The organism is Shewanella gelidimarina (genome assembly GCF_023283945.1).
In the GTDB taxonomy this organism is placed as follows: Bacteria; Pseudomonadota; Gammaproteobacteria; order Enterobacterales; family Shewanellaceae; genus Shewanella; species Shewanella gelidimarina.
Map to the genome: position 1 here is coordinate 48,617 of NZ_JAKIKW010000014.1, position 18,891 is coordinate 67,507.

General features: G+C 42.9%; 12 protein-coding genes. 5 read left to right on the forward strand and 7 right to left on the reverse strand.

The window, feature by feature from the left end:
• Nucleotides 1-52: 52 nt before the first annotated feature.
• Nucleotides 53-1,051, forward strand: a complete 999-nt coding sequence (locus tag L2729_RS12925; RefSeq protein WP_248988647.1) for a helix-turn-helix domain-containing protein — start codon at nt 53-55, stop codon at nt 1,049-1,051.
• Nucleotides 1,052-1,245: 194 nt separating this feature from the next.
• Nucleotides 1,246-2,244, forward strand: coding sequence for a lipid A deacylase LpxR family protein (locus tag L2729_RS12930; protein ID WP_248988648.1), 999 nt, complete (start codon nt 1,246-1,248; stop codon nt 2,242-2,244).
• 94 nt (nt 2,245-2,338) lie between these two features.
• Here the strand turns inward: L2729_RS12930 and L2729_RS12935 are convergent, their stop codons facing one another.
• On the reverse strand, nt 2,339-4,570 hold the full coding sequence (locus tag L2729_RS12935; protein WP_248988649.1) for a cation:dicarboxylate symporter family transporter: 2,232 nt from the start codon (nt 4,568-4,570) through the stop codon (nt 2,339-2,341).
• A gap of 13 nt (nt 4,571-4,583) precedes the next feature.
• Complete coding sequence (gene bshA / locus L2729_RS12940; protein WP_248988650.1) at nt 4,584-5,747, reverse strand: N-acetyl-alpha-D-glucosaminyl L-malate synthase BshA; 1,164 nt, start codon at nt 5,745-5,747, stop codon at nt 4,584-4,586.
• A 308-nt stretch (nt 5,748-6,055) separates the two neighbouring features.
• Between bshA and L2729_RS12945 the strand changes: the two genes are divergently transcribed.
• From L2729_RS12945 to L2729_RS12955, 3 genes are all read left to right on the forward strand, one after another.
• The gene (locus tag L2729_RS12945) at nt 6,056-8,215 is read left to right on the forward strand and encodes an LruC domain-containing protein (RefSeq protein WP_248988651.1); all 2,160 of its coding nucleotides are present in this window, start codon (nt 6,056-6,058) and stop codon (nt 8,213-8,215) included.
• Between the two features lie 11 nt (nt 8,216-8,226).
• Complete coding sequence (locus L2729_RS12950) at nt 8,227-8,745, forward strand: hypothetical protein (RefSeq protein WP_248988701.1); 519 nt, start codon at nt 8,227-8,229, stop codon at nt 8,743-8,745.
• A 379-nt stretch (nt 8,746-9,124) separates the two neighbouring features.
• Nucleotides 9,125-9,619 carry a CIA30 family protein gene (locus tag L2729_RS12955; protein WP_248988652.1) on the forward strand — a complete coding sequence of 165 codons (495 nt, stop codon included), beginning with the start codon at nt 9,125-9,127 and terminating at the stop codon, nt 9,617-9,619.
• Between the two features lie 60 nt (nt 9,620-9,679).
• On the opposite strand, the gene L2729_RS12960 is transcribed toward L2729_RS12955, so the two are convergent.
• From L2729_RS12960 to L2729_RS12980, 5 genes are all read right to left on the reverse strand, one after another.
• Nucleotides 9,680-10,264, reverse strand: a complete 585-nt coding sequence (locus L2729_RS12960; RefSeq protein ID WP_248988653.1) for a lipid-binding SYLF domain-containing protein — start codon at nt 10,262-10,264, stop codon at nt 9,680-9,682.
• Between the two features lie 443 nt (nt 10,265-10,707).
• Complete coding sequence (locus tag L2729_RS12965; RefSeq protein ID WP_248988654.1) at nt 10,708-11,721, reverse strand: HD-GYP domain-containing protein; 1,014 nt, start codon at nt 11,719-11,721, stop codon at nt 10,708-10,710.
• A 34-nt stretch (nt 11,722-11,755) separates the two neighbouring features.
• Nucleotides 11,756-16,480: a response regulator gene (locus tag L2729_RS12970; RefSeq protein WP_248988655.1), complete on the reverse strand. Its 4,725-nt coding sequence runs from the start codon at nt 16,478-16,480 to the stop codon at nt 11,756-11,758.
• Nucleotides 16,481-16,543: 63 nt separating this feature from the next.
• On the reverse strand, nt 16,544-17,611 hold the full coding sequence (locus tag L2729_RS12975) for a DUF2955 domain-containing protein (RefSeq protein ID WP_248988656.1): 1,068 nt from the start codon (nt 17,609-17,611) through the stop codon (nt 16,544-16,546).
• The gene (locus L2729_RS12980) at nt 17,601-18,761 is read right to left on the reverse strand and encodes an HlyD family secretion protein (protein WP_248988657.1); all 1,161 of its coding nucleotides are present in this window, start codon (nt 18,759-18,761) and stop codon (nt 17,601-17,603) included. The genes L2729_RS12975 and L2729_RS12980 overlap by 11 nt, the downstream gene beginning before the upstream one ends.
• Between the last annotated feature and the right edge of the window lie 130 nt (nt 18,762-18,891).

The following is an 18,891-nucleotide window of genomic DNA, read 5'->3' on the forward strand; positions in this document are numbered from 1 at the left end:
ACGACAATAATAGAATCAGTTGGCCAACCGATATCACTGAAGGATTGTAGATATGAGTAAAGTAACGCCCATCGTTCCTTTGATTAAATCTCAATATGCGATCGCTTTCGTCGACATACTCAAACAGATAGATAATGATATCTATCCCACCATCGCCAAAGCCCAACTTCCAGAAAACATCCTCGCGCCTGATCACGACTATGTACCGCAACTGCCTTTGATTAATCTACTGCGTATTATCGGTGAAAAGGCAGGACCGGATAAATACGGCCAACTCATATGGCAAGTATGCCGACAAGTACTCATTCCTAGTTATGTTGAAAAACTCAAGCACGCTAAAACTCTTGAGCAGGCTATCGAAGAGTTCGCGGTATTCTTTAATCAAGAATCAACTCACTCAACGGTCAAGTTGCGTCACTTAGTCGGTCGGCATTGGTTCATTAGAGAGCATAACTTTAATAAGGAAAAGCTGTTGGATTTCAGAGAGCAGTTCATCCTAACCTTTATGATTGAACTCATTCGTCACTTAACCACACGAGAGTGGTCTCCAGCCGAGATAGTGTTAACTTCTGATAATGCTGGTGAACTAAAAAAGTCATTACTCGTTGAAGATTCGATTTTTTATGTCAATCGCAGTGTTATTGCTATCTCTTTAACCTCAGCAGAACTCGCACAGCCGATATCGCTAAAATTAGGCTGGCATGAAGCTAAACCCAGTGAGCCACGCAGGCCAACTCAGTTTGTTGACTCATTAAAGCAAGCGCTCAAACCTTATTTAGGTTTAGGTAGGCTCTCCATTGAGTCTGCCGCAGACATATTGGGCATGAACGTCAGAACACTTCAGCGCCGTTTAAAAGCAGAAAAAGCCAGTTACTCAAACATCGTCGAGAACGTGTTGTTCACTCAGGCCTGTGAAATGATGACCGATGGCAATATCCCGATTTCCCGCATAGCCTCTTCACTTGGTTACTCAGATCTAGCCCATTTTTCTCGAGCCTTTAAGCGGATCACAGGCCTGTCCCCCCGTGCTTATCGTAAGCAATTCCAGTAACTCATTTAAGTCACTTATATAAATAGCTCACATGAATAAGGCGCTTCGTCGCGAGTGCCAATAGCCCGGCGGTTATGAGCGTAAGTTGACGGTAATAATTGCAATGATTGTCGTTTTAGCGCTATGCTGCAAGCGTTATCTTTAACGTAGAACTTCGCCTGAAATCATGCATTGAATATAACGGGAACCTGCAATTGAAGCCTCTACTTACTTATAAATCACTGATTTCAGTCGGCTGCGCCGCTGTGCTTGCAAGCGCTCCTTTATCCTCTTTAGCATCTCAATGGCATATTGGTTTAGATAACGATGTTGTGATTGGCGATGACGGGGATTACTCCAACGGTATTGCCATTAGCTGGCAAGCAACGCCTCAAAATGACTTCTCTAACGCATCTTGGCCTTTTAACTGGCAGAGCCTGTTACTTTTTCCACAACAGAGTAATACTAGTCAGTGGGGCGCAAACCTATATCAACGCATGTGGACGCCCATAGAGATAAAACATGACTTTGAGCAACCTTTTGACCGCCCTTATGCCGGGCTGTTAGAGATTGAGAGTTTCAGCGGAGTCTATGGCGATGATTTAGCACAAAAGAACTGGTTTGCAGTCGGTGTTATGGGCCCAGGCTCCGGCGCAGAAGCGACTCAGGAGTGGGTGCATAAGCTAACCTCATCTACCGCGCCACAGGGCTGGCAGTATCAAATCGAAACTGAGATGACGTTTCAGTTTGCCTATGAAGCAGACATACTATTGCTACGGCAGCAGGCTTTTAAAGACAGCCAATGGGAACTTAGTGGTCACAGTTATACCCAATTAGGTAATTTCCGTACCGAATCAAATGTAGGCTTAACCTTGCGCTGGGGAGATGACTTGAACCAGTCTTTCGGGCAGATCAGCAGCCATGCTGGACACTATGGTCAATACAGTGTTTCAGCCAGAGAAGGCGGCAGCTGGACCGTTTTTGCGAGAGCACAAGCGGGTTACCGTCTGAACGACTTAAGTATCGAAGGCGATCTGCCTTATGACTCCTATATTCAAATGAAACATCAACAAGCGAGCGCGAGCACCGGAGTTATCTGGGCCTTTCCCGGCTGGTCAGTTAGCTGGAGTTTTGATTTGTATAGCAAGGAATATGAATCAGATCCACAAGACTGGCATGGTTACGGCGTGATCAGTTATAGCTGGCTGATGTGATGATGTGATGATGTGACGGTATAGCGCCTATATAAAGTGGCCAGGTTAATCCAGCCACTTTCGACAATCACCTATCACAACTTAACACTGTTAATTATTTATCGGCCTCAACCCAGTGCAACACATCCTTAATGACTGACCAACGGGGTGTTTTGGGTTTAGCGTTTTCACCCAGAATCCAATAGTTGTAGAGAGTATCGACATAACCCGAAGATTTTTGGATCTCAAGCCAACTATTGAGGAATGTTTGCAGCGAAGCATTGTCCCTTGCAACCGCGTACGATGCGGGGAATGACTTAATCTCTTCTCGATTATAAAGCGTGGTGTATTCTGGGTACAAAATAGTCCAGGTCTTACCCGCTTCAAGGCTGATCATTAACCCATCCCATGTTTTGCCATCATCTTCAAAGAACAAACGGTCAGATTGAATCGTTTCAAACTCAAAGTTGGGAAACTTCTCTTCAAGCTGAGGGATAATCGAATAGCTGCCTACCGACGCTATTTTAATCGTGCCCGCCTGGCGCAACATTTTATCGGTTTTGAATTCATCGGCTCGATGATCTTTCACCACAAATGAGTAATGAAGATTTAGCACTGGAGTGGTAAATCCGACAAACTCTATCCGCTTCGTGGTCATTTGCAGCCCTGAAATGGCAATATCAAACTGTCCTTTATTGATGGCGCTCAAAACATTACCAAAGGTATAAGGCACAAACGCAATTTTGACTTCCATTTCTGCTGCCAGCTTTTTCATTAGCTCCACATCAAAACCGACGAGCTGATCTTGCGCATTATAAAAAGAGAATGGGACTTGGATGGGGTTATATCCGACTCTTAATATGCCACTTTCTCTTATCGCTTCTAAGTTTCTTGGACCCGTTGCTTGCGCCAATTCGTCCCATCTAAAGGAGGTGACCTGATCGGGAACCTTCTCTGCAGCGCTCATCTGCGCCACCACTTCATCCATGTTGTATTCGGTATTAACAATACTACTGAGTAGCCAGCTAGACGCTAATAAGCTGACGCCGAATACCACCGGTGTTAATGCGCTATACATAATCAATCTCGCCATGCTGACTTTTGCGATGCCGACCAGCATCGCGGTGCCACCTACGGCAAGAATGAATATATTCATCGCCGCTAGCAATGAGGTAAAGCGGCTAGTAAATAAGCTCGACACCATATAAAGCTGAAATAGATCCGATGACAATTCAAGCGAATCGAGCAGCATTGGAATGGTTAAATATACGCTACCAAATAGACTAATTAGGCCATTTATCGACATAGGCACATAAGTTAAAAAATCAATATCTTCACCTGAAAACCAAGCGGCAAACAGCACAAAAACAATGGTCAATAACTTACCCAGATTAGGAAAACTAAAGACCACAGGAATAATGATATTGGCATAGTCATCTGTTTGTTGATTACCAATATTATACTTATGAAATAATTCCTTAGTTCGCTGAATAAGCAGTGGGATAACAATAAAAATATTACCTGCAGCGAAAGCGGTAATCATGGCGTCTTTGGCAATGCCAGTAATGTCTCGGTACGAGAAAGGAGTAATCGTGGCCAAAATCGCGGGCAATACCCAATAGGTTAAAATTATTGTCATCACCACATGAGCCACAAAATACACTTGCAGCTTTTGAAACTCCTCAAAGTCCATCGTTCCTGCTGTGGCAGCAGTCATAGCAAAAATACCAATCGGCATCAGTTTTACAATACTTTGAGTGACCTTATTAAATGCCTCACCAAGTAATTGCATTGGTCTCATCAAGGAATCTTTCTTGTCTATTGAGATAAGTGCAATACCGGTTGCAACACAGAACAATACAATCGCGGGGATATAACTATTAGACAGCGAGAAAAACGGATTTGAGGGAATATAGATATCTAATAGATTAATCGAATTTGGATCTTCTAGCGCTGTTAAACTGAAGAACTCACCTGCTTGCCAGTCAGGAAAAGTGTATTTTATCAGGTACATTGTTAGCAAACCAAACAACCAGATCACCAACATCAGCTTACCCACTTTAACCCCCAGCGACTTTGCTTGGACCATGGTTAAACTGCCTAAACTGGAGATAAGTGAAACGATGATATAGGGGATAATCGTCATTTGAAGCAGTTTGATAAACGCATCGCCAATCACAGACATCCACGCAAGCATCTCACCAAAGAACAGCCCTGCAGCAATCCCGGCCGCAAATGACAGTAAAACCAATGTCGACATGCTCATCTTTTTTTTTGGTTTTTCTATCACCGATATTGCAAGATCGCTATCATCCTGTCTGTCGGCAACCGTTGTTTTATCGACCATCAGCCTGTCCTTTTTATTTGATGCTTACTTGAAGAGGTACAATGTCATCTTCAGCAATTGCGTCGTAATAGCATTCCACGTATTGACCAATTTTTTGTGCAGGGCTAAATAATGCTCTTGCTCGGCTGCGACCGGCTTGCCCCATCTGTTGCTGCTTATCAGGGTCGCTCAAGATCCCTTCCATTGCTTTCGCCATCCCTAATGCATCATCTGGATCAAACATAAAGCCGCTGACGCCTTCCTCCACAACTTCCGGGACCCCATCAACATTACTACTGACGGTCGGTACTCCACAGGCCATGGCTTCAAGTAATACCATGCTAAATGACTCTCTATAGCTTGGTTGGATCATGCAATCAGCATTGGGGAGAAATGACTCCACATGCGTAACTGATCCCATGAAGGTGACGTGCTGCAAAATATCGAGTTTTTCACACTGCTCTTTAATCTTATCGATATAAGGCCCGCTTCCTAGTAGGACTAAACGAGCATTCACCTTTCTAAGCAGCAGGTAAAATGCCCTAACGACCGTATCGGTATTTTTAAGCGCTCTAAAATTAGAGACATGCATCACCACTTTTTCGTCATCCATTGCCATTTGTCGGCGAATATTAATGTCGGCACTTGTTGGAGTGAAAACCGTTAGATCAATGAAGTTATGGATCACTTCTATTGTTTTGTCTTTTTCAAAATGGCTATAAATATAGTTTCGTTGATAAGCTGACACCGTGGTCACTTTAGTGCTTTTATGAATACTAAATTTATTCAACGGGTAAAGTGGTTTGTCTTGACCAACAATGGTGACATCTGTGCCGTGAATGGTGGTGACGGTAGAAAATTTGTGGGTGCTTATCTCACAGGCGAGATACGCACACAACGAATGCGGGATTGAGTAGTGAGCATGAACAACATCCAGTTGATATTGCTCTGCAACTTCGACTATTTTTGCAGTTAAAGCAAAGGTATATAAAGGATCAGAGAAAAGTGGATAATTAATAGCTTCGACAGAATGAAAAAACAGTCGTTGAGAATCTTCAATCAGCTTGAATGGTCTGACACTGGAAATAAAATGAACTTCATGCCCAAGCTTTGCCAAGCCAAGACCCAATTCCGTTGCAACTAAACCTGAGCCACCGATGCTGGGGTGGCACACAATCCCTATGCGCAGTTTCGACATAAATTTACTACCACCTAAACAATAGTTAATAAAATGTTACGTACCGATAAAACTTAGCATTGATATAGAGTTAAGCCAAGTAGTATGAAAAATATACGCCCTCTCTTCGACCATTATTCACATGGATCTGTAGATATTAGCCCCTTTTATCCCATTCGTACCCGTCATCTCGATTTGCAAAATGCGAATAATGCTTCTTAAAATAAAGCCGTAAACATATAAACACCTGATAAATAGTGACTTTAATTATTGGCACGGCTTATGCTCTATTCAATTTACTTTGATAACGTTACAGCGAGAGAAGCATTATGAAAATATCCAAATCTATTTCATTTAGCTGCAGTTCACCTTTAATTTTGAGCCTTCTTATATCAGCGAATGTTAATGCGTCTGAGCCATTTAGCGCTTGTCCAACAGAAGCGTTTGTCATTCAAAAACAATCAAGTACTCCAAAAAGCTACGGCGTAAACTTAGCCACAGGTAGCTATGTTGTATTGTCCAGCGATATGGGAACAGGTAACGGCTACAACGGTGTCGGTTTTAACTATCATGATAACTATCTTTACGGTTGGGATTACTCAAACGCGACACTAGGCCGAGCTGGCGATGATTATCAAATTGCAGCTCTTAATGTTATTAAAGATGCATCCGCCGCAGCGGCAGGTAACTTCTATGTAGGTGACGTTGCGGTGACTGAAAACATTTGGTATGGCTACCGTAAAGGTAAAGGGATGTTTAAAATCCCGCTCGATAACCCTGCCAGTTACAACATGACCATCATTCCCGGCAGTAAGAATTTTGCCACTTATAATATTACCGATTTAGCCTTTCACCCTACTGATGGCTACGCCTACAGTATTAGCAACGGCTCTACGGGTAAGCTACTTCGCATCGATACTACCACCGCAGAAGCGACCGATTTAGGCCCGGTCATCACCTCCAATTCAGGTAACTTTATATTTGGCGCACAATTTTTTGATCCTGATGGCAACTTATATGTCAGTAATAACAGCAACGGTAATATCTACAAAGTTAACGTAGAAGATGTATCTCCTAGCGCTGTGCTGTTTGCTTATGGACCCGCCTCTTCAAGTAATGATGGTGCACGATGTGCGTTAGCCGAAGTTACCGTTGGCGAGTCAGTCGATTTTGGGGATGCACCTGATTCATACGGGACACTGCTGGCATCAAACGGAGCCCGACACGCAATGACAGACAGCTTATACCTCGGTGCCTCAGTGGATAATGAGTCCGACGGATATGTCTCTCCTTTATCAGACGATGCTAGCGACAGCTCTGATGATGAGGACGGCGTTTCAATGCCAACAGGTTTCGAACTTGGTGAAAGTGCCATTTTATTGGTTACAGCAAAAGGTGGAGACGGTTACCTCAACGCTTGGTTTGACTGGAACCAAAATGGCGCTTTTGATTTGGAAGAACAGATCATTTTGGGCGAACCGCTCGATAACGGTATTAATACTATCAGTATTGAAGTACCCACTTGGGCTAAAGAGGGACCCACTTGGGCACGTTTTCGTTTAAGTACCCAGCAAGATATCACTGCAACAGGCGGAGTCGGAGATGGCGAGGTTGAAGACTACGCCGTTACTCTCACTGAAACAGGAGTGACCATCAACTACTACCCTTCATCGTCAACTTATACCACCCTCGCTTATGAGGATCTGTACCCAGATCAAGGTGACTTCGATATGAATGACGTAGTGGTACAGCTACGTATTATTGAATATGTTAAAGACAATAAAGTGAGACGTATCGGCTTCAAAGCGCAACTGGCTGCAATGGGAGCCGCTTACCACAATGGATTTGGTGTGCATCTACCTGGCGTTAGCCGCAATAAAATTAAAGAGTCTTTAATTAATTGGACTATTGATGACATTGCACAAGATAGTTCGCCATTAGAGACCGGGCAAACCAACGCAGTCTTTATCTTCACTCAAGATTTGTCTGATTACGTCACGCTTGAACAAGGCTGTGAATTTCTACGCACCGAAACAGGCTGTGAGAGTGCCTTTAGAACCACATGGTCACTTGATATCCCATTTGACAGCCCAGTGTCTGAGAGTGTCATTCCAGCATTCCCTTATGACCCATTTATCTTTGCCACGCCAAATACCGATCATGGATCTGCGGCTAAAAATGCAGTGGGAGCAAACCCTGGTCGTCAACTGGAGGTTCATCTGAAAAACCAAGCGCCTACAGATAAGTTCTCCAGCAATTACTTTGGTTACAGAGAAGATGCTTCCAACCCTAGCGCTGGCCAATACTTCCAGAATGAAAATGGCATGGCTTGGGCAATTGAAATTCCAGTCACCTGGAAGCACCCAAAAGAAAATCAACGCTTAGACAACGCTTATACCGAGTTTGTTGATTTTGCCGCCGACAACACAGGTACCACCAATCCAACTTGGTATGAAAATGCTAATCAAGCACTGATCTTTAACGATTAATGGAGAATGTCATGAAAACTCAACTTATAAAATTTATCTCAGTGCCAAGCAGCCTAGTCGCGTTCTCATTTGTTGCTCTTACTGCATGCGGTGGCGGCGGTGATGGTGATAGCCCAACACCGGCACCTGTGGCTGTGACGCCAACACCAATAACAACAACTCCACCAGTGACACCAGATCCAGAGCCAACACCGGATCCCACATCACTCGATGACTTAATCGTCGACGCAGACAACGTAATGCAGGCTGCATATATGCTAACTATCAACGTCGATAAAAGTAATCAAAGTCGTGGCTACTTCTCACTCTGTGATGATTATCAGAATCAAGCAGGAAGCTATACAGTTAACTTCGACTCCTGCCTATTTAGAGGCCCACTGAGCGACGGTAAGATCAGTAAACAGCTAAAGATTGCTAATCATGAGAGTCAATTAATTGCAGTTATCTGGTTCTATGAAGGTCAAAATCCACAATATCAGGAGTGGAGTTATATGACCGATAACGATGAGCAAGTACTCACCATGAACTAACATTTCCGGGTAACAGCCACCTTTACAGCGATGTGCAACGACATGCATCGCTGTAATTGTTTGCCTTAGGTTATCTCAACAAGCTGAACTCGATTTTATATTACAACCCCGAACATTAGGCAATGCTAAAGCGCTAGTTTCACATTATTAATCTCGAGTTCAAATTTACAACAATGACAAAGCTTAAATTTGACTCATATCGCTGCTCATTGAGTCATCCAAATGGACGGCATCAACGTATTGCTAATAAAGCCTTCAGCATGAGATTTTTATGCCAAGATTAATACCTAGCTTATTCAGCTATATTAAGATGGATTTAAGCGTCAAAAAAAAACGATACTCTGCAGCTAATATTGCATTACTAATAGGCAGTCTAACCATGAGTTTAATCAGTTACGCCAAGCCACTCGTCCTAGAGACCGCTGATAAATGGAACATCATTAATGATTCTGTTATGGGAGGGATATCGACAAGCTCAATCATTAATGATGGTGATATAGCCACCTTTAGTGGTGATTTATCGCTAGAGCGTAATGGTGGATTTGCCTCTACACGAGCGAGTTTATCGAGTCCGTTGCCGCCAAAAGTAGAACAGATAAAAATACGAGTAAAAGGTGATGGTAGAGAGTATCAGCTACGACTTCGTACTGATAATAAATGGGATTCTATCGCTTACACACGTCCCTTTAAAACAGAAAAAAACCAATGGCTAGCATTTAGCTTTCACGCAAAAGAGTTTGTAGCGGTGTTTAGAGGACGAACGGTTAGTGCTCCGAACCTAAGACTGGACAATATTAAGCAGGTAGGCTTTTTACTCGCTGATAAACAGCCCGGTGAATTTTCGCTTTCATTTAAAGCTCTTGAAGTGGAATAAGCCATCTCTTTAAAGCAAAAATGCCAGGTTGTTAACCTGGCATTTTCATGTTGAACCCGCTTACTTTTCTTTCTCAATGAAATCATCAGAAAAGTCTGTTTCCCAATATTTATAACCTTGAACCGTCGCCTGCGCTGCAGCGCCCATTAAGTTAACTTGGTAGGTTTTGACTCCTGAGATATCGACAGATTGATTTGCCGATGCTTGATCGCCACTTTCGTCATACTTAGCACTGGCTTCAGCCTGTGCTTGGCCTTCATAACCGGACTCTTTATAACGTGTCAAAGGCTCCTTATTCATGAAAGCTTGAACGAATGCGAGTTGCTTCCAACCAATGCCCGCGCCAACGCCACCGGTTGCAAATCGATAATAGGAGTTTTTGCTTCCCTCATGCAAAACGCAAACGCCACCACCAGTAGACAGTGCAAATAGATAAGTATTACTTCCAGTACAAACAACATAACCCACTGACTCAGCGACTGCTGACTTGGCTTCTGGATGCTTCTTATAGATCTCTTGTAATGCCGCTTGAGTCTCTTCACGAGCATTCATCTTTTTATCATCGGGAGTGTTTCCCGTTGCGCAACCTACAAGTACCGCTGGAACTAGAATTGCCGCAAGCTTAAGTTTATTCAGTTGGAACATAGTTTTATCCTTTTGGTAAAACAAAAGAGCGTACAAACCCGCACGCACATAAAAAGTGACATCAGCTAAAAACTTGAATTCAGGTATATAAGCTATAGCACAAGAATCAAGCTATTGATTCGACTATATATCACTATCTTGCTTAACCGATGTTGAATCACTTTAATTAACATCTTAAGCGCAACTGCATTTGTAACCTTACAACTCAGTAATGCTGTTGGTTGTGGCGCTATATAGCAAATTTGATGGGATGTTTAAAAATAAGCACACCCTCACTAAAAATACACTTTTATTAATTAGAGCGACTTTTATAAACAGAGCCTATTTTGTCGTCAATTTACTATCGTAACTCTCAGTATTTAACAAGCATTCCCCATAACGACTGATCGCTTAAGTGATGATTGCTAGCCAGCAAGCTGAGATACCCAAGTGGATAGTGACCCCTAATCTTTAAAGGATTCCATAATCTCTGTCATTTCTTCAATATGCTCGATAAATAATGGCACTAATTGTGGATCGAAATGCTCACCGGCTTCTTGCTGCAGTAACGATACCGCATCTTCTACTGTCCATGCTCGCTTATAAGGTCGCTCGCTAGTAAGGGCATCAAACACATCAGCAATCGCAACAATACGGCCTATACGAGGAATATCCTCCCCTTTTAATCCATTGGGATAACCTGCACCGTTCCATTTTTCATGATGGCTAATGGCTACTATTTTGGCCATTTGTAACAGTTCGGATTCATTATCTCCGATGATCTCAGCCCCAATTTGAGCATGCTTTTTCATCTCAATAAACTCTTCAGCCGTCAGTTTGCCAGGCTTACGCAATATCGCATCATTGATGCCTATTTTACCAATATCGTGCATCGGCGCCGCTGCCATTAACATATCAGCATCAGCTTCACACATACCTGCGGCTTTAGCCAATATATGGGTGTAATGACTCATTCGAATGACGTGCATACCTGTTTCATTATCTTTGTATTCAGCTGCACGCCCTAGCTTTTGAATGACTTTTAATTGTGTATCGGCAAGCTCCGCAGTCTTTTGTTTAACCTTAATGGCTAACTCTCTACTTTGGTTAAAAAGCGCTAACTGAGTACGTACTCTTTGCATCACTATCGGCGGGTTAAATGGCTTAGTGATGTAATCAACAGCGCCCAGTTCCAGCCCTCTTAATTCATCCTCAGCGGTGATTTTTGCGGTGACAAAAATGATAGGGATATGGCGGGTGGTATGATCGTTTTTAAGGCGTCTGCAAACCTCAAAACCATCAATACCTGGCATCATAATATCGAGTAAGATTAAATCCAAAGGTGACTTATTAGCGATTTTAAGCGCTATTTCGCCACTTTTAGCCACTTTTACATGATAATCATCTTTTAACATACCGGCTAAAACATCAATGTTAGCCGGTGTATCATCGACGACGAGTAAGGTTTGTAGTTCCATCACATCCTTCCTATATCGTTAAAAACCTAAGAGCTCAGCTCATCTTGTTAGCAACAAGAGTTTGCATCTGTACTGCCACTTTTAATGCCTCATCAAACTCATAATCATCTAACTGTTTTTCTAATTTCTTAAACAAACTTAATAGCGGCTTAGACGCCAAAATTGAACGTTGTTCAGCGATAAGTTCTGTTGCAGCCATATCAAAATCGTTAAGCATAACGATGAGTTGAGTCAGTACCTCTGCCGCTTTTTCAGCATCAAACTGAGTATCAATATCAGCCACTACCAACTCCGCTAATTGCACTGTTATTTCGCTACAGACTAGCGCAAGTTCCTCCACTAATAATGGATAAGTTTCGCTAGCGGTAATATCAGATGCTTTATCTTGTGCATGCTCTGAATCTTGCTCCAAGCGCTCAGCAAATTGAGTTAACTTTAGCGCACCAATCGCCCCCGATACGCTTTTTAATGTATGAATAAGTCTCGCAGTGGTCACTGGGTCATTAGCAGATAAACTAGCATTAACCTGTGCTGTAAAATCCTGTTGCCCGCTAACAAATTTATACAACAGCTTTTTGTATAGACTGCTTTTTCCCTGAGTACGACTTAAACCGAGCTGAGTATCGATATGTTTAAACAGACTAAAATCCATATCGTTATGCGCTTCATTTTGAACATGTTCGTGTAACGAAGCGGGGTTTTTAGGCGTAACCCATTTCGCAATGGTAACAAACAACTCATCGACATTAAGTGGCTTGGGAATGTGATCATTCATACCTGCATCGAGCGCTTTTTCTCTGTCACCTGCCATCGCATTCGCCGTCATGGCCAGCACAGGTAAATGTTCAAACTGCGCTTGTGCACGAATATGTCGAGTGGCAGTATACCCATCCATTATTGGCATTTGGCAGTCCATTAACACGCCATCAAACTCCTCTTTCGCGAGGCAATCGAGCGCTTCTTGGCCGTCGTTTGCCAGGACAGAGGTAATACCATTACTGGTTAGCAACTCAACAATCAATTCCTGATTTAAGTCGTTATCTTCAGCAACCAATAACTTGGCTCCAGCGAGTTGAATCAAGGCGGTATCCACCCGAGTTTGCCTCTGACTTAAGCGAGTCTGTTTTCGCGGCGCAAAACCTAAAGCGGGTAATAGTGCATCCCATAGCGTTGACTGCGTTACAGGCTTAGTCAGCACTGCGTCAATCGTCACATTTGCAGCATCAAGCAATAACTCCTCTTTACCGTAGGCTGTCACCATCACCACATGGGGCGTTATCGACGCTGGAAGCTGCTCAATAAATCGAGCAACTTCAATGCCATCAAGCTTGGGCATTTTCCAATCAAGCAATGCAAGTTGGTAAGGTGACGCTTCACTCGCCTTAAGCATTTCAACGGCTTCCATACCATCTTTAGCGTAATCAACTTGCACTTTTAATGTTGACAGCATCGCTAATAAAATCTCTCGAGAACTGGCATTATCTTCGACGAGTAACACTCGAACATCTTCCAAATCCCCTTGATAAATCGGCGCGGTGTCATGATGTTCAACAATTGGGAATACACATTCAAAATAGAAACGACTGCCGACATTTAACTCGCTGGAAACGCCAATTTCACCTCCCATCAAATCTGCTAGGTTTTTACATATCGCAAGCCCTAATCCAGTACCACCATATTTTCTGGTGGTTGACGCATCAGCTTGTGAAAATGGTTTAAAAAGATCCTGTTGTTGCTCAAGCGTCATGCCAATACCACTGTCAGTGACAGTGAATTTAAGGGTGATCTCATCATCTGTCAGTGATTCAGTATTGACCGCAAGAATGACGCTACCGTGTTCAGTGAACTTAACGGCATTATTCGCGAGATTGGTCAGTATCTGCGCTAACCGGAGCGGGTCTCCTTTCAACATTGCCGGGATAGTCGGGTCAATATCAAATAGTAGCTCTAACTCTTTTTCGGCCACTTTAATCCCGATCAAATTAATAATGTCATCGAGCACATCTTCTAGTCTGAAATTAATCGTTTCAAGGTCGAGTTTGCCCGCTTCAATTTTAGAGAAATCGAGAATATCGTTAATGATCCCCAGCAGTGATTGGGCTGAGCGATGTGATTTATCAATATAGTTGTACTGTTGACGCGTCAACTCCGTTTTTAAAGCAAGATGTGTCATACCAATAATCGCATTCATAGGAGTACGAATTTCATGGCTCATATTGGCCAAAAAATCTCCCTTCGCCCGGTTGGCATCATCCGCTTTTTCAATAGCCGCGGCTAACTCCCTCTGCAGCTCTTTCGACTCATTAATATTAAGATGCACGCCACTAATTCGGCCAGCATGTCCATCTTCGGTATAGTGATGAACTTGGCCAATACTCATTATCCAATCATAGCCGCCATCTTTTCTGCGCATTCTAAATTCACGCTTAAAGATTTGTGAGTTTGACTGGGAGTGTGTGCTTAAATGATCGAGGACTAGCACCCTATCATCAGCGTGTATTAACTGCAGCCATGTCTGCTCACCATTCATCAACGCTGACCATTGGTCGTCATCAATACAAAGATCCTGCACATCGTAACCAAGCATATTGGCGTACATACGATTAATAACCACTTTGTTGTCTTTCGGGTAATAGTCCCACATCCCCATTCGGGCACTTTCCGCTGCCACCGTGAGCTTGTCTTCAGATAGATGTAATCTATTTTCAGCCAGTTTTTGCTCGGTAATATCAAAAATAGTGCCATCAAAATAACAAGTGTTATTTAAGGTATCTTGGACGAATTGGGCTTTAATCTGGAGGAAGCGAAGCTCATCAGATGCCGTAAGGATACGCACATCTTGAGTGACAAAACTGTGTGTTTTATATGCTTTACCTAGCACATCCCTAAGCTGAAGCATATCTTCTTTTACAACCATGTCAGCAAAGCTTAACCGCGGGTTTTCGCCGAGGAAATCACTATCTTGGTAGCCCGTAACGACTTCAACATTTGGACTTAAGTACTCCAGTTTGTACTCGATACTGTCGGCGACATTAATTTTATAGCGGTATACCACCCCTTGAATATTTTCCAGTAACACCTGATATTGCTGCTGATTTTCTAACATTGCTAAGCGAACATTCTCCTGCTCGCTAATATCCAATAATGAGAAACGAACCTCTGTCACTTTCCTTTCACTATCAAAAGCAAGATCGGTTGATATTGAAACGAACATTACTTTTTCGTTAACATCGACCAGTTGCACACGGGCATCTTGGGTCTTAACACCCTTTAATGCTTGCTGATAAACATCATCAATTAGACGATTTTCTTCTGTTGCAATATCGCGCCACTTTAGGCGACTAAATTCTTCTCTTTCAACGCCTGCCAATAGAGAGAATTGCCGATTATGTTTTATAAAACGGCCGCTAGGACTCACAGAGGCATAAGCCACCACCGAGTTTTCATAAAGATCCCATAAGGCCTTCTCTCTATCTTTTAACTCTTTGGTTCTGAGATTAATTTCGCGCTCAAGGTTTTCATTATCAACCTGTAACCTGTCATGCACCAATCGACCTATCTTTACCCCACCAAATGACAGCAACACACACAGCAGCACAATGGCCGACATAATCCCAATGATGATGTTTTTAAAGAAGACATAGTTACTTGCAGCCTCTTGCAAATCCATTTCGGTAATAACACCAAAACCATAACGACTATCCCAATGCCAAGCGCCAATAACCTCTTTACCACGGTAATCTCGATAGCCTTTGTAGTTGTGACCATCCATACGAATACTTAGCTGATTAGCGCTATAAGTTAAGGGTTTATCATTATGTTCAGCGCTTGCTGGTGCCTCAGGCGTGAGTGTTTTTCCGGGATTGGTCACTCTAAGGTTTAATACGGACATCTGCCCAGGTTGCACCAAACCAAGCGATTGAAGTTCTTTTTCAAAACGGCTATGAGATAATATGTAGCCTTCTTGCGACACAAAATAGGACTCGCCGGTTTTGCCAACCCCTGCACTTTCAGCTAGTTTTGCAAACTCGATATAAGGATCAATGCGCAACATTAATACTGCCAACACGTTGCCTTTAGCGTCTCGAATTGGGCTGAGAACGAACATAGTTGGCGTTTGTGTTTGCTCAATACCATACGGATTTGCCAGTACGACTTCAGATCGTATTGGTGCTGTAATGACCGTTTCTCCCGCAACTGCACGGGCAAATATGTTGGGGACTTTTCGCGCGACAATGTTTTCTGTTGCTACATTTTCATCTCTTGCCGAGGACAGATTAATCCCCTCTAAAGAGGTGATGAAAAAACCTAGAGACCCGAAAGATTCACTGTACCTTTGATAGGCGTCTCTCGACCAAATAAGGTTATCGCTTTCAATTAAGGTTTCATGCGTAACTGACTCAGTAATTAGCTTTTGAGTTCGAGCTTGTAAAAGTGGGTTACTTGATACTGCAGTGACGCGTGACTCCCAGCCTTTCACCCAAGAGCTTAAGGCAACATCTGTGGTTTTCGTTAATGTTCTTAACGCCTCACCGCTTTTATTCACCTCATGATCATAGGTAATAGACAATCCTATGGCGCCGACTAACTGAAGAATGAGGGTGAATACCAGCAGTGAAAGACCAGCAAAGATGCGATTTTTCTTTAACTTGAAAAAAATTGAAATATCTTGATTTACAGCACGTTTGAGCTGTAAAAATAGCCCTACGAGTAGAATAAATAAGCCTAGTAGGGTGATACCAGTCAGGACATTTTCCATTACCTATAGACTCCTTTATGCAGGCACGACTCAAGCCATTGTTTAGCTAATAAAGACTCTTTATTAGAGACTGTTTCTTTTATTTAAGAATTTCCAATCTCTTGATTCTAAATAGAAAGAGGCAAATACCATGTATACACCAACAAAGAAAAGTTGCAATATTCTAAGATAGAAATTGACCGCGACATCTTTGTCTGTAGAGGACACGGTAGAACCTACCACCACCAATAATGCAGATAAAATGCCCGCAAACAATGGTGCTTTGGCGGGATCGGCGTAAATTTTCTGGCCGAAGATTAACGCCGCAAGCATCGACATACCGATGTAAAATGGTAACTCTGGCACTATCGTCAATAAGTTATAAAAAACAATCGCCAACACCCCGCCAATACCGTTAGTCACCAGTAAAAACAAACTGACTTTAATGCTCTTCGCCCCCGCCGCCTGCAATGAAAGAATCGCAATAAAAATCATGGTCAGTAACGCACCTGATATCTCTAAAAAATAGAAAAAACAGATCACGGGAAAGGCTAAAACCAACGCTCTAAACGCTTCATGAGTGCGCTCATCATGACTTTGTTCAGCCCCAGCCAACGACTCTCTTTCAGGAGAAAGATCGGGCAGTAAAACGTGTAGCAGTGCAAAGATGCTAACGGCAACGACCCCAGAGAAACTCAATCCAACGCCCACCATCAGTGATGCGCCAGGCTGCAATAAACCAAGGTAAGGTAATAGTAGCGTTGCAACGATAAAAATCGTCGCAAAGAAATTCCACTTTGGGTTGCTAAAGAGGTAATAAGCCCAAAGCATCATCATTGCGAGTAAGGGCAGTAATACCACAGGATATTGCGTCGGGCCAAAACTCACCAACCAAGCAATAGCGATGGTACAGATCATCGAGATCAGTAGTTCATAGACGGTTTGCACTGTTGGTTCTTTTCTATCAACCAAAAATTTGGCAACAAAAACCGGTACTATAAACGCTAATGGCCAAGCCCATATCGATGAAATGGCCACCGCAAGACCTATTCCGAGAGTAAACCTAAGCACCCTACGCGTATAAATAGCCTCATCGAGTGCTTCCTTATTAGCAGCAGCTATAAGCGCCTGCTCGTGGACACTATCTGACATAAGAGAACCAACTTGATACACGGATCCAAGCGCGGCCAAATAGGTTAATCAACGAGTTATCTTTGGTGTAAACAATCACATCAGCTTGGCCACCCACTCTGCGTAACCCAACAGCTTCCTCTTTTGATAATACGATGGTGACAGGAAATCGTTGCGATTGTCTGAGCCAGCCGGTTTGACCAGAGATCTGTGCAAGCTTGCCTGTTTCTTCACTCTGTCCCCAATCAATACCGTAATCAATACTACCTACCGTTGCTTTAAACACTTCCCCAGGCGCATAATCCAAGGCGAACTCAACTTCATCACCCGCTGAAATATTACCCAAACTATTTTCTCTAAAATAAGCTTCAATCCAGACATCTTCTGAAGAGATAAATGTCATTATTGGCTGGCCAGCGTTAGCATATATCCCCTCTTTCAATCTGAAGTTAGAGGCTACGCCATCGGTGGGTGCGGTAATGGAAGTGCGTTGTAAATTGAGTTGAGCTTTTTCTAAGCTAAGCAGCGCAGATTTAATATTAGTATTATTTTCGCCTTCCGCACCTAAGCGTTCATTAGCTTTCGCTAAGTCAGCCTTAGCACTGGCCACGCCCGCCTCCGCTTTGGTTAATTCCGCTCGAGCATTGTCAGCATCGGCTTGTGACATGACTTGCTTTTCTACCATGGTAAAAATTCGCTTAGACTGAACTTGCGCATTTTTATAATTGGCCACCGCGTTGGTGACTTGAGCTTGTGCAGCCGCCACATTTGCCGTTTGTGCACCAACATTTTGGCCCGCTTTTTTCAAAGATTGCTCAGCTTGCTGTAATGCTATTTCATAATCGGTAGTGTCAATCTTTGCCAGTACGTCACCCGCCTTAATAAAGGTATTAGGTGTAGCCAAAATTTCTATAATCTCACCTGATACCTGTGGGCTAATAGGGACGACATAGCCACGAATACGGCCTAAATCTGTTGAAGGAATAAAGCGGTCTGCAATCAAGTGAAATACAAACAGAAAACTAACAATAATTAAAATGATATTGGTCGCTTTACGAATTTTGTTGCTCTTTTGGTCAACGGGTTGGCTGCTTTCTATCGGTGCGTTTTCGGCCTGTGAGCTTTCAGTCTGTAGCGCCTGTTCTTCAGCCGTAGCCTTTTGTTCCGTCATATTAATTCCTATGCATAATCGGTGCTTTATACGCCCAAAAGAGTCACTAACGCGGGCTTGTTTTTAACCAGTTTAGTGTTAAAAATGCATAAAACTCAATATCTTTCTTAAATAAACTCGCTTCGATATG